Genomic DNA, 12465 nt, shown 5'->3' with positions numbered 1-12465 from the left:
CGCAATGATCCATACTACTCAGCGTAATGATGATCTGGATGGAGGGCTGCTTATGCTGGAACGATTGGAAAGCGATTATGATTGCGCGAATGCGAGCAGCGATCTGACGCAGCTGCTGCAGGAGCTCGCTGCGCTTCGGGAAGGTCCGGCCGCCAATGGAGCGGACACGCAGGAACGCATCAACCGGCTGGAAAATCAGATTCATTTCATTAAAAACAAATGCGGCATCCGTCCGTAGCTTCATGCGAAGACTGGCTGAGACCAGTCTTTTTGCTTTATGATCAGTAGCCCGATCGTTGCCGATTGAAAAAACCTCTATTTATCAGCTCATACTGCGGCCAATAAATAGAGGTGTCCATCATTTACCCTTTCAGCTTACCTTATGCTCGATCCGCAGCTTGTCGGCAACCATCGCAATGAACTCGGAGTTGGTCGGCTTCGCCTTAGAAATATTGATCGTATAGCCGAACAGATGGCTGATGCTGTCGATGTTGCCGCGCGTCCAGGCGACTTCGATCGCATGGCGAATGGCGCGTTCGACGCGGCTCGGCGTCGTTTTGTACTTTTCTGCAATGGCCGGATACAGCGTTTTCGTGATCGCGCCCAAAATCTCGATGTTGTTGTATACCATCGTAATCGCTTCGCGCAAATACTGGTATCCTTTGATATGGGCGGGCACGCCGATTTCGTGAATGATGGTGGTAATGTTCGCGTCCAAATTTTTGCTCTTGGGCAGCTGTACGACATTGGTTTTGAGCGCGCCGCTTGCGGAAGAGGACATCATCGGCATGGCCGGCTGGTTCACCGACACGAGCTGGCGGATGCGATTCGTCAAAATTTCCATGTCGAACGGCTTGAGAATGTAATACGACGCGCCGAGCTGCACCGCTTTTTGAGTGATGTTCTCCTGACCGAATGCAGTCAGCATAATGATCTTCGGCTGCGGCTGCAGATCCATCTCGCGCAGCTTTTCGAGCACGCCGAGTCCGTCCAGATGAGGCATAATAATATCTAATATCAGCACGTCCGGCACACGCTGACTTTGTTCGATCAGACGCAACACGTCATTGCCGTTATACGCGATGCCTGCAACGTGCATATCTTCCTGATCTTCGATAAATTCGGATAACAAATTCGTAAATTCGCGGTTATCGTCCGCCAGCAACACTTCAATCGTTTGCAACGTTATTTCCTCCTTAATTGACGACAATTAAATTTTACATGCATTTTACCTGATATTATACTTTCGACATGCAAAGGAAAATTCCTTCTGTCGAAAATTATTTTTATAGATTTTTTTGAGCAAATATTTTATAATTAATATTTTATTTCAAATAAGTACACCGTTCGACAAAATCGCTGTTTTCCCGCCAATGATGTCGCGACTTCCTTGATCCCATTCTGCCTAAGAGCTGCTTTAACGCGCTTGGCCGCAAAACGTAAAAATGCCCGATTTCCCGGGCATTCCTTCGTGTATATGACTTAGGCTACGACGCTTGGGGCTGAGGCTTGTCTCGGAGCATGATGCCGGCGTCCTGCAGCATCCATTCGATATAACAGCCATATCCGCTCGTCGGATCGTTGACGAACACATGCGTTACGGCGCCGACGACCTTGCCGTTCTGGATGATGGGACTGCCGCTCATGCCTTGAACGATGCCGCCGGTTTTTTCGAGCAGCCGCTGATCCGTAATTTTGATGACCATTCCTTTAGTTGCCGCATAATCCTGCTTCGCCGCGTGAACAATCTCGATGTTGAACTTTTCGACCTTCTGTCCATTAATAACGGTATATATTTCGGCGGGCCCTTCTTTTACTTCTTCCGCAAAAGCGACCGGAATCGCTTCTTTCGCCAGGCCGTGGTCGGGCACGTGCGGCATTTTGCCGAAAATGCCGAACTGCGTGTTTTTCTCGATGTTGCCGATCACTTTGCTTTCCTTGGAAAACTGCGCGCGCTTTTCCCCCGGTTCTCCGTCGTGACTTTTGGAGATCGAGGTAACGTTGGAATAGACGACCTCTCCTTCGCCGACGACGATCGGCGTCTGCGTGTCCATATCGGTGATGACATGGCCTAATGCACCGTACACGCCCTGGTCGGGAGCATAAAACGTCAGCGTGCCGACGCCAGCCGCCGAGTCTCTAATATACAGCCCGAGACGATATGCCTTATCGACGATGTCGTAAGCTGGTTGAATCGGAATGTCCAGCGTTTCATTGCCGCGGCGAATCGTTAAAGTGATCGGCTGTTTGGATTCGCCCGCCGCTTTCACCAGTTCCGCCACTTTGCCGACATCCTTGACCGGCTTGCCGTCCATCTTCAAAATAAGATCGCCGAGCTTCAGCTTCGCTTCTTCGCCAGGCGACGTCTTCTTGTCCTCGGATACGGCGACCAAATGATGTCCGACAATAAGAATGCCGGCCGACTTCAGCTTGACTCCGATCGTTTGTCCGCCGGGAATCACCTTCAGATCAGGAACGACCTTCACTTTGACCGTCTTCAGCGGGATCGCGCCGAACAGCTTGAGCTGCATTTCGGTCTGTCCGGCTTTGAACGACTTCAAGAATAAGGGATGATGAAGATCGACCCGGAATGAGTGCTTTGCCGAACCGTTCACCTTGACGATGTCGGGATGACCTACAGTCACCTGCGCGCTGACGGGCATGGCCAGTTGAAGCGAGGTTTGCTGGCCGGAGAACATTCGCAATTCCTCGGGGAATGAGGCAAAGCTACGGAAGGGGGTGGATAGGCTACCCAAACAAACGAAGAGGACGAGCATCAATCCAATCAATCTTTTTCTCTGGTTGGAACTCAAGACTGCTCACGCTCCCTTGCTTCCTTTGTTTAGCGGCGCTGGAACCCTGCATCCCAGCTCGATACGATCAGCACCGCCGAAGATGTACCTTTAAGGTAACCCCCCGCCAATCGTTTTATTACTCCAATATCGTCCCCCGCAGTCAGTCCTGCCCTCGCTTTTTAGCATCCGCCAAGGTGAGCATTTCCTGAGCGTGCAGCAGCGTCTTGTCCGTCACTTCCACGCCGCCGAGCATTCGCGCCAGCTCCTCGATGCGCTGCTTGCCGTCCATGTCGTCCACATGGGTGAAGGTGCGCTCGCCCTCGGTCGCTTTGTGAATCCGATAATGAACGTCGGCCATGCAGGCTACCTGCGGCAAATGCGTAATGGAAAACACCTGGCAGCTGCGCGACAGCCGCGACATCTTCTCCGCGATCGCTTGCGCGGCCCGGCCGCTGACGCCGGTGTCCACCTCGTCGAATACGAGCACGGGAATGCGGTCGATTCGGGCGAAGATCGACTTCATCGCCAGCATCACGCGCGATATTTCGCCGCCGGAGGCGATTTTGCTGAGCGGCCGCAGCGGCTCGCCGGGGTTCGCCGAGATAAGAAATTCCACTTGATCCGCGCCGTCCTTCGCCGGCTTGTCTTCCGGAAGCGGCGTGATCTGGACTTTGAAGCGCGTCTTTTCCATATGCAGCTCTTTCAGCTCGGACATAATTTCGCAGGCGAGCGATTCGGCGGCCAGCTCCCTTTGCTCCCTTAAGGCGACAGCGCGCTGCTTGAGACGCTGAAGCAAGGCTGTTTCCTCAGCTTGCAGCTGCGTTAGCAGCTCGTCCTTGTTCTCCATGCGGCTTAGCTCGTCCTGAATTTTATCATAATACTGCAGGATATCCGCGACTGTCTCGCCGTATTTGCGGCGCAGCGTCGAGAGGGTGTCCAGACGCTGCTCGATATAATCGAGACGCGACGGATTGAATTCGATCTCGTCGCGGTAATCGCGCAGCTGAAAAGCGGCATCCTCCAGCTGATAATACGCCGACTGCACCTGCTCGACCAGCGGCTGCAGCTTGTCGGGGTCGAACGCGGCGATATCCGTCAGCTTCTGCAGCGCCTTGCGAATCGCGTCCAATCCTTCATGCCCGCCGTACAATCCGTCGTAGGCCCCGGAAGCGCCAGAATACAGCTTTTCCGCATTGGCGAGCCTTCTCCGTTCCTCCTGAAGCTCCTCGTCTTCGCCGAGCTTCAGCTTGGCCGCGCCGATCTCTTCCACCTGAAACCGATACAGGTCCATCATCTGCAGCGCCTGCTTGCCGGATTCCTGCAGCTCGCGAAGCTGGTCCCTGACCGTTATGTACGCTTGATAAGCTTCCTTATAAGCCTGCTTGACCGGCCCGATCGTCTCATGACCGAACAGATCGAGCCACTCGATATGCTTCTCCGTGCGGAACAGCGATTGGTGCTCGTGCTGGCCGTGAATGTTGATCAGACATTCCCCGACCTCCTTCAACGAGGCGAGGTTCACGAGCTGGCTGTTGATGCGGCTTGTGCTTTTGCCCTGAACCGTAATTTCTCTGCGAATAATAAGATGCTCATCATCGTCCGCTTCTATACCCATTCGTTCCAAAACGCCCCAAACCGGATGATCCGCGCCCACATGAAACAGCGCCTCGATCACGGCCCGGTCGCTGCCGTAACGGACGAGCTCGGAGGAGCTCCGCCCTCCGGCAATCAGGCCGAGCGCGTCGATGATGATCGATTTGCCCGCGCCCGTTTCCCCTGTCAGCACGTGAAACCCTTCTTTGCAGCGCACATGGACATATTCGATCACTGCCAAATTGCGAATGGTCAGTTCCTGCAGCATGCCCTTTTCCCCTCTCCCTCGCCTGTCAGTCATCCAAAACGTTGCCGCCTACTTCTAGCTCAACATGCCGAGAACTTGGCTGACGACATGCGCGCTGTGCTCCTTGGTCCGGCATATAATCAGGATCGTATCGTCGCCGCAAATCGTCCCCATGATCTCGTTCCACTCCAGACTGTCGATCAAGGCGCCGATCGCGTTGGCCGTGCCCGGCAAGCATTTCAGCACGACCAGATTTTCCGTATAATCGATATGGACAAAATGGTCGCTCAGCGCCCGCCGCAGCCTCTGCAGCGGATTGTACCGCTGGTCGGCGGGCATGGAATATTTGTAGCGTCCGTCATCCAGCGGAACCTTGATCAGGTGCATTTCCTTGATATCGCGGGAAATCGTAGCCTGCGTCACATAAAAACCGCTGGCACGAAGCCGCTCCACCAGCTCGTCCTGCGTTTCGATTTCGTTGTTGGTTATAATTTCCCGGATTTTGATATGTCGTTGGGCTTTCATGGCATCCTCCTGAAGTCCTTCCATGGCTTCCCGGCTACAGCTCGTCGCCGCCGGCTAATCTTGCGGTAAATTCGAACACCTGGATCGTTTTCGAAGGCAGATCGACATACAGCACGCCGGTTAAGCCTGGCACGATCAATTGATACACGAGCAGCTTGTCCCGCAGTCCGCTGCCGGTCATCTCCAGCATCATTCGCTCCCTGGCCAGCTTGACGGCATACCGCTCGGCTCCTTTGGCGGCAAAATAGTCGACGAAAAGCCGGCTGTGCAGCGTCTTGCTTCCGTTGACCTCGATGTCGATCGGAATGCGCGTCTTTCCGGCGAATACGCGATAGCCGTTTTTCTCCAGCAGCTTTGTCGCTTCGTCCGGCTCAACGTCGCCATCGCCCGCCAGCAGCTCCCACGAGGCGCCTCCTTCGACCTTTTCCCTCATGCGATTCCGCAGCGAAATCGACAGCCAAACGACAAGCGCCGCGACGATCACGATGACAACGATTCCGTCTCCGCTTTGCATGTCAGCAAAAACCTCCTTAAGAAGCGTATTGCATCAATGCCTGCCAGACCCATCTGCAACGATAACGAAAGATAACCAGAGATTAAGAAAAACATCTATCGATGCCTGTTCAAGGATGAGCGACCGCGGCTTTGCGGTTTTTTCTTGGTACAGAAAGTCGCACTTCGCTTGAATCCTTTAGCGAAGTTAAACTTTCTGTAACGATAACAAAAAACTCATCGCCAGACGAAACTAGGATGAGCTCTCGTGATGCAGTCGTTGGGACGTGCGAACCAGTTCGGCGATGTGCGCCTTAAGCTCCCCCTCCGGGGACGGCGCCTGGCCTTCCGCCGCCAAGGCCAAGTATGCCAAAAATTCGATGTTGCCCTCTCCGCCTTTAATGGGAGAATACGTCATCCCTTTCACGGCAAAACCGATGCTTTCGGCAAAGCGCAGCACCTCCTGCAGCACTTCGGCATGCACCGCGGCATCTCTTACAACGCCGGATTTGCCTACCTTCTCCCGGCCTGCCTCGAACTGGGGCTTGATTAAGGCGACGACTTCTCCGTTTGGAGCAAGCAGCTCGCGCAAAGGAGGCAAAATCAGCTTGAGCGAAATGAACGATACGTCGATCGAAGCGAACGTCGGCTGCGGGCCTTCCAGATCGCCAGGCTGCATATAGCGAAAATTCGTTCTTTCCATCACTTTGACGCGAGGATCGCTGCGCAAAGACCAATCCAGCTGATTGTAGCCGACGTCTATGGCGTACACGAACGATGCGCCGTTTTGCAGAGCGCAATCGGTGAACCCGCCGGTCGAGGCGCCGATATCGAGCATGGTGACGCCCTGCAGATCGATGCCGAATTCCTTCAGCGCTTTTTCCAGCTTCAGTCCGCCGCGGCTCACATAGGGATGCAGCGGTCCTTTCACCTGAATGCGGGCGGCCCGCGATACTTTCGTGCCCGCCTTATCGACGGGCTCGTTATCTACGAGCACCAGCCCGGCCATGATGGCGGCCTTCGCCTTTTCCCTCGACTCGAAATGCTGCCGTTCCACCAGCAGTACGTCCAATCTTTCCTTATCCGATGCCATGGCGATATAGTCCTTCCCGATCCGTTAGTAAAATCGTAACATAAAGCGCAGACAGCGCAAAAACGGCGCCGGATGGCGCCGTTTAAGCCCGCTGCCGCTTGCGGGGCGCGAGCGCCTGCAGCTCGGCGACAAGCCGGTCCGCCGTCAGGCCGACTTCCTCCCTCTGCTCCGCGACGGAGCCGTGCTCGACGAAATAGTCCGGAACGCCGATCGTTTTGATGCGAAGTCCGTAGATATCGCGGCCGGAGTAAAATTCAAGCACGCCGCTGCCAAAGCCGCCCATGCGGGCCCCTTCCTCGATTGTCATGATCGGGATATCCTCATTGGCCAGCTGCATGAGCATCGCTTCATCCATCGGCTTGATGAACCGCGCATTCACGACGCGAACATGGACGTTCTCCTTGGCCATTCGCTCGGCCGCCTCCAGCGCAGGCTTAATCATCGGCCCTACAGCCAGCACCGCGGCATCGCCGCCCGGCCGCAGCACTTCCCAGCTGCCGATCGGAATAGCCTGCAGCTTCTCGTCCAGCTCCACGCCCACTCCGTTAGTGCGCGGATAACGGTAGGCGATCGGACCATCGTCATATTCGAGCGCCGTCTTCATCATATGCCGGAGCTCGTTCTCGTCCTTCGGCATCATCAGCACCATGTTCGGCAAGCTGCGCAAATAGGCGATATCGTATACTCCCTGATGCGTCTCGCCGTCCGGCCCGACAAAACCGGCCCGGTCGATCGCAAAGGTCACGTTCAATTTCGCCCGGCAAATGTCGTGAACGACCTGGTCGTAAGCCCTCTGCAGAAACGTCGAATACACCGCGAAGATCGGCTTCATGCCTTCGGCGGCCAGCCCGGCCGACAGCGTGGCGGCATGCTGCTCGGCAATGCCGACATCGATCATGCGGCCCGGAAATTGCTCGGCGAAGCGCATCAGGCCAGAGCCGCCCGGCATGGCCGGAGTGATGGCAATAATGCGCTCATCCTGCTTGGCCAGCTCGATCAGCGTGCGTCCGAACACGTCGGTGTACATCGGCGGTCCGACCGATTTCAGAATTTGGCCGGATTCGATCTTGTAAGGGCTGACGCCGTGCCAGCCATGGGAATCCGCCTCCGCCGGCGAGTAGCCTTTGCCCTTGATCGTAACCACGTGAACGAGCACGGGACCTTCGATGCTGTCCGCCTGCTGCAGCGTCTCCATCAACAGCGGCAGATTGTGCCCATCCACCGGACCCAAATAGGTGAAGCCGAGCTCCTCGAACAAGACGCCGGGAACGACGATATATTTCAATCCGTCCTTCACCTTCTCGACGGTTCTTGCCAGCGTGCTGCCGATAGCCGGAATTTTCTTGATGAGGTGCTCGACCTCTTCCTTCGCTTTCACGTAATGCCGGTCGGAGCGGATGCGGCTGAGATAATTGTGCAGCGCTCCTACGTTCGGGGCGATCGACATCTCGTTATCGTTCAAGATCACCATCAGCTTGCGCTGCTCGTGGCCGATATGGTTCATGGCCTCCAAAGCCATCCCGCCGGTCAGCGCCCCATCTCCGATCAACGCGACGATGCGGTTCGAGCCGCCCTGCAAATCCCGAGCGACCGCCATGCCCATCGCCGCCGACAGCGACGTGCTGCTGTGGCCGGCTTCCCACACGTCGTGCTCGCTTTCGGAGCGCTTGATGAATCCGCACAATCCTTTATATTTGCGCAGCGTGTCAAACTGGTCTTTTCTGCCTGTCAAAATTTTATGCACGTACGATTGGTGACCCACGTCAAAAATAAATTTGTCGTTCGGACTATCGAACAAATAATGAAGAGCAATCGTCAATTCGACGACACCAAGGTTCGGTGCGAGGTGACCGCCGGTGACGGAAAGCTTCTCCACCAGAAACCGCCGGATTTCAGCCGACAATTGCTCCAGTTGGTCCGGCGCAAGGCGTTTCAAATCCTGCGGACTATGAATCTGATCGAGCAGCATGCTTGTTCCCTCGCTTTCCGTTCGTGATTTGCCGTGCTGCAGACTGCTTGATGCCGGACCGCGTTCGAAATGCCGTTGTCTTGGTTATCATTCAATATCCGATCGCCTCCAAGGAAACCCTTCCATACCGCTGCGCGGCGCTGCCGCGCTTCTGCCGCCTGCGCAGCCGCGCATCGGCCGTTGCTATCTATCGTCGAATGTTTATTTTTACGTCTTTATCCCAAAAAAGAGCAACTTCGTGCACATTATATCACAAAGCCGCTCCCGCGCTCAAATAAAGCCTGCTTAAGACACAGGGGTCTGCCAGGCCAAAGCAGCTGCAGCGGCCGCCGATGCTTCCTTAATGATCGCGGTTCATCAGATAATCCGCCAGCTCCAATAGCCGTTCGGGATGAGGAAAGGACGCTTCCCGCACCGCCGCCTTCGCTTCCTCCGTCAGCTGCCTGACCTTGGCTGCCGAAGCTTCCAGCCCGATAAAATACGGATAAGTCACCTTCTGCTGCTTGACATCGCTTTGCACCGGCTTGCCCAGCTTCTGCTCGTCGCCGGTCAGGTCGAGGATGTCGTCCTGAATCTGAAAAGCAAGGCCTATGCAAGTCCCATAGCGTTCCAGCGCCTCCAGCTGACGGCTTTCTGCGCCGGCAATGCGCGCGCCCGCCTTCAGCGAAAAGACGATCAGGTCGCTTGTCTTATGAAGGTGAATGTATTCGAGCTCCTCCAGCCGGGTCAGCCCCTGCTCGCCTTCCATATCGGCCACCTGCCCGCCGACCATCCCCCGCGCGCCGGCCAGCAAGGCCAGTTCCTCGACGATATCGACGACCCGGTCAGCCGGTATGCCGTTCTTGCGCGCCTGGGCCGCCGTATAGAAAGCATGCGTCAGCAGGGCGTCGCCGGCCAAAATCGCCATCGCTTCGCCGTACACTTTATGGTTCGTCGGCTTGCCGCGGCGGTAATCGTCATTGTCCATCGCCGGCAAATCGTCATGAATGAGCGAATACGTATGCACCATCTCTACCGCCAGCGCGACGGGAAGGGCCGCTTCCGGGCGTCCGCCGACCGCTTCGCAGGCGGCCAGCACCAGGATCGGACGCAGCCGCTTGCCCCCGGCCATTAAGGAGTACATCATCGATTCGCGCAGCTTGGCCGGAATGTCCCACGTCTGCGGCACAAAGCGCTCCAGCTCGGCTTCAACGAGAGCCGCCTGTTCCGCTATATACTGCTTGAGCTCGCTCCGGGTCTGGCCGTTCATCGGCTGTCCCCTCTCTCTTCGCTCCCGGGCTGGAACGGCTTCTTGACAAGCTCGCCGTCCTGCTCCAGCAAAATTTCGATCTTGCGCTCGACCTGCTCCAGCTTGCTGCCGCACAGCTGCGACAGCTTCATGCCTTCCTGAAACAGCTCGATCGCCTGCTCCAGCGGCACGTCGCCGCTCTCCAGCCGGGCAACGATGCTCTCGAGCCGGTCCATCGCTTCCTCAAAGCTCGGTGTCGTTTCCTGTTCCGCCATGCTTATTCTCCTCCATTGACCAGACATGACAATCGATGCGCCCGTCAGCCAGCTTCAGCCGCAAAATATCGCCGATCTCGACCTGCGCGACCGACTTGATCAGCTGCTTCTCCTGCTCGTCGTACACAAGCCCGTATCCGCGCTGCATCACCTTCAGCGGGCTTAACGCATCAAGCTGGCGCATGGCCGATACGAGCTGCTGGCTTTTGTGCTTCTTCAGCACCTGCATCGCCACCTGCAGCTGCTTCGCGGCCGAGGCCAGCCGCCTTCTGGCGAATACGGCTTGCTCCTTCGGATTGCTCGCCGCCAGCCGCTTGTCCAAGCGCATCTTGCGCTCATGAGCCAGAGCCAGCCGGCCTTGCATCTTGAACCGCAGCTGCTCCTTGACCCGGTCCAGCCGTTCGGCCGGCTGGAGCAGCAGCTGGCGCCGCGGGTTCGTCAAATACGGCGACCGGCGCAGCCGGTTCAAGCGCTCGCGGCTCGATTCCAGTCGCTTGTTCAGGCTGCGGTACAGCCGCTGCTCCATGTAGGCGAGCTGCTGCTTCAGCTCCAGATGGTGCGGCACCGCCAGCTCTGCCGCAGCCGTCGGGGTGGCGGCCCGCAGGTCGGCGACGAAATCGGCGATCGTATAATCGGTCTCGTGGCCGACCGCGGAGATGACGGGAATCGCCGAGGCGGAGATAGCCCGGGCGACCGCCTCCTCGTTGAACGCCCACAGCTCCTCGAGCGAGCCGCCGCCGCGGCCGACGATCAGCACATCGACTTCGCCGAGCCGGTTCATCTCCTCAATCGCCCTCACGATCGACGGCGCCGCCTGCGTCCCCTGCACCAGCACGGGATACAGCAGCACCGGCACCGCCGGATATCTGCGCTGCAGGGTGGTGATGATATCGCGCACAGCCGCTCCCGTCGGGGAGGTGATGACGCCGATCGCCCGGGGAAAGCGGGGGATCGGCCTCTTCCGCTCGGCCGCGAACAGCCCTTCCGCCTCCAGCTTCTTCTTCAGCTGCTCGAAGGCGAGATACAGGCTGCCGATGCCGTCAGGCTGCATCTGCGTCACGTAGAACTGGTATTGTCCGTCGCGTTCATATACCGAAATATTGCCGCAGGCGAGCACCTTGGCCCCTTCCCGCGGAATAAAAGGAAGCCGCTGATTGTAGGAGGCGAACATGATGGTTTTGAGCCGGCTGTCCGCGTCCTTCAGCGTAAAATACATGTGCCCGCTGGAATGATGCGTAAAATTGGATATTTCGCCGCGCACCCAGACGTGTTGCAGCCGGTCGTTCCCTTCCAGCATCATCTTGATGTAGCGGTTAAGCTCCTTGACCGAGAAGACTTGCCTGTCCTTCCCTGGGCTACGCATTCACCTGCGCTCCCGCGGCCTGCTGCGCGGCCTCAAGCGTATTGCGCAGCAGGATCGTAATCGTCATCGGACCTACGCAGCCCGGCACGGGCGTAATATAGCTTGCGGTTTCAAGCACATCGTCAAAGTCCACATCTCCGGCCAGCTTGCCGTCCGGCAAGCGGTTGATGCCGACGTCGATCACGACGGCGCCCGGCTTCACATGCTCGCGCTTGATCATGCGGGCCTGGCCTACGGCCGCCACGAGGATATCGGCCTGGCGCGTAATCGCCGCCAAATCCGGCGTGCGCGAATGGCACACCGTTACCGTCGCATGCTCGCGCAGCAGCAGCATCGCCATCGGCTTGCCGACAATGTTGCTGCGGCCGACAACGACGGCGTGCTTGCCGGCGATATCGACGCCGATTTTTTTCAAAATTTCGATGACGCCGGCCGGCGTGCAGGGCGACGGCCCCGGCTTGCCGATCATCAGATTGCCGACGTTGACAGGGTGAAAGCAGTCGACATCCTTCTCTACGGCGATCGCCTCGACAACCCGCTCCTCCGATATATGCCCAGGCAGCGGCGACTGTACGAGAATGCCGTGAATGCCGGCATCTTCGTTAAGCTTCCCGATCAGGTCCAGCACTTCCCCTTCGGGAGTATTTTCCGGCAGCTTGTACACTTCGGAATGCATGCCTGCTGCCTCACAAGCTTTGGCCTTGTTTCTTACATAGACGTGCGAGGCCGGATCGTCGCCGACGATAATGACGGCAAGCCCCGGCTGAACGCCGCGGCTGCGAAGCGCTTCCGTCTGTTCCTTGATCTGCGCCCGGTAGGCGGCGACGATTTCCTTTCCGTTAATAATATGCGCTGTCATCTCATTTGCTCCCCTCTCTCGGGACG

12 protein-coding genes are annotated in these 12465 nt (G+C 57.1%); 1 reads left to right on the top strand and 11 read right to left on the bottom strand.

What is annotated here, in order from left to right:
* Positions 1 to 52 precede the first annotated feature (52 nt).
* The gene (locus F591_RS0101225; RefSeq protein ID WP_019532759.1) at positions 53 to 238 is read left to right on the top strand and encodes a hypothetical protein; all 186 of its coding nucleotides are present in this window, start codon (positions 53 to 55) and stop codon (positions 236 to 238) included.
* Positions 239 to 370: 132 nt separating this feature from the next.
* Here F591_RS0101225 and spo0A read toward each other — a convergent pair whose 3' ends face one another.
* From spo0A to folD, 11 genes are all read right to left on the bottom strand, one after another.
* Complete coding sequence (gene spo0A, locus F591_RS0101220) at positions 371 to 1183, bottom strand: sporulation transcription factor Spo0A (RefSeq protein ID WP_019532758.1); 813 nt, start codon at positions 1181 to 1183, stop codon at positions 371 to 373.
* 304 nt (positions 1184 to 1487) lie between these two features.
* Entirely contained in the window at positions 1488 to 2813 is a 1326-nt protein-coding gene (gene spoIVB / locus F591_RS0101215) for a SpoIVB peptidase (protein ID WP_026326296.1), read from the bottom strand.
* Positions 2814 to 2955: 142 nt separating this feature from the next.
* The gene (gene recN / locus F591_RS0101210) at positions 2956 to 4656 is read right to left on the bottom strand and encodes a DNA repair protein RecN (protein WP_019532756.1); all 1701 of its coding nucleotides are present in this window, start codon (positions 4654 to 4656) and stop codon (positions 2956 to 2958) included.
* 54 nt (positions 4657 to 4710) lie between these two features.
* Positions 4711 to 5160 (bottom strand): transcriptional regulator AhrC/ArgR, encoded by a 450-nt coding sequence (ahrC, locus tag F591_RS0101205; RefSeq protein ID WP_019532755.1) that lies wholly within the window; start codon positions 5158 to 5160, stop codon positions 4711 to 4713.
* A 34-nt stretch (positions 5161 to 5194) separates the two neighbouring features.
* A complete protein-coding gene (locus F591_RS0101200; protein WP_019532754.1) occupies positions 5195 to 5674 on the bottom strand; it encodes a hypothetical protein in 480 nt (159 codons plus the stop codon).
* Between the two features lie 231 nt (positions 5675 to 5905).
* Positions 5906 to 6745 (bottom strand): TlyA family RNA methyltransferase, encoded by an 840-nt coding sequence (locus F591_RS0101195; protein ID WP_019532753.1) that lies wholly within the window; start codon positions 6743 to 6745, stop codon positions 5906 to 5908.
* A gap of 82 nt (positions 6746 to 6827) precedes the next feature.
* Positions 6828 to 8714, bottom strand: a complete 1887-nt coding sequence (gene dxs, locus F591_RS0101190) for a 1-deoxy-D-xylulose-5-phosphate synthase (protein ID WP_019532752.1) — start codon at positions 8712 to 8714, stop codon at positions 6828 to 6830.
* Between the two features lie 340 nt (positions 8715 to 9054).
* Positions 9055 to 9963: a polyprenyl synthetase family protein gene (locus tag F591_RS0101185; RefSeq protein WP_019532751.1), complete on the bottom strand. Its 909-nt coding sequence runs from the start codon at positions 9961 to 9963 to the stop codon at positions 9055 to 9057.
* Positions 9960 to 10217, bottom strand: a complete 258-nt coding sequence (gene xseB, locus F591_RS0101180) for an exodeoxyribonuclease VII small subunit (protein ID WP_019532750.1) — start codon at positions 10215 to 10217, stop codon at positions 9960 to 9962. Before xseB ends, F591_RS0101185 begins: the two co-directional genes overlap by 4 nt.
* Complete coding sequence (gene xseA, locus F591_RS0101175) at positions 10186 to 11580, bottom strand: exodeoxyribonuclease VII large subunit (RefSeq protein ID WP_019532749.1); 1395 nt, start codon at positions 11578 to 11580, stop codon at positions 10186 to 10188. Before xseA ends, xseB begins: the two co-directional genes overlap by 32 nt.
* Complete coding sequence (gene folD / locus F591_RS0101170) at positions 11573 to 12439, bottom strand: bifunctional methylenetetrahydrofolate dehydrogenase/methenyltetrahydrofolate cyclohydrolase FolD (RefSeq protein ID WP_019532748.1); 867 nt, start codon at positions 12437 to 12439, stop codon at positions 11573 to 11575. The genes xseA and folD overlap by 8 nt, the downstream gene beginning before the upstream one ends.
* Positions 12440 to 12465 lie beyond the last annotated feature (26 nt).

Source organism: Paenibacillus ginsengihumi DSM 21568, assembly GCF_000380965.1.
Taxonomy (GTDB): Bacteria; Bacillota; Bacilli; order Paenibacillales; family NBRC-103111; genus Paenibacillus_G; species Paenibacillus_G ginsengihumi.
The sequence above is the reverse complement of the archived record's forward strand: the minus strand, read 5'-3'. Positions and strand labels throughout refer to the sequence as shown.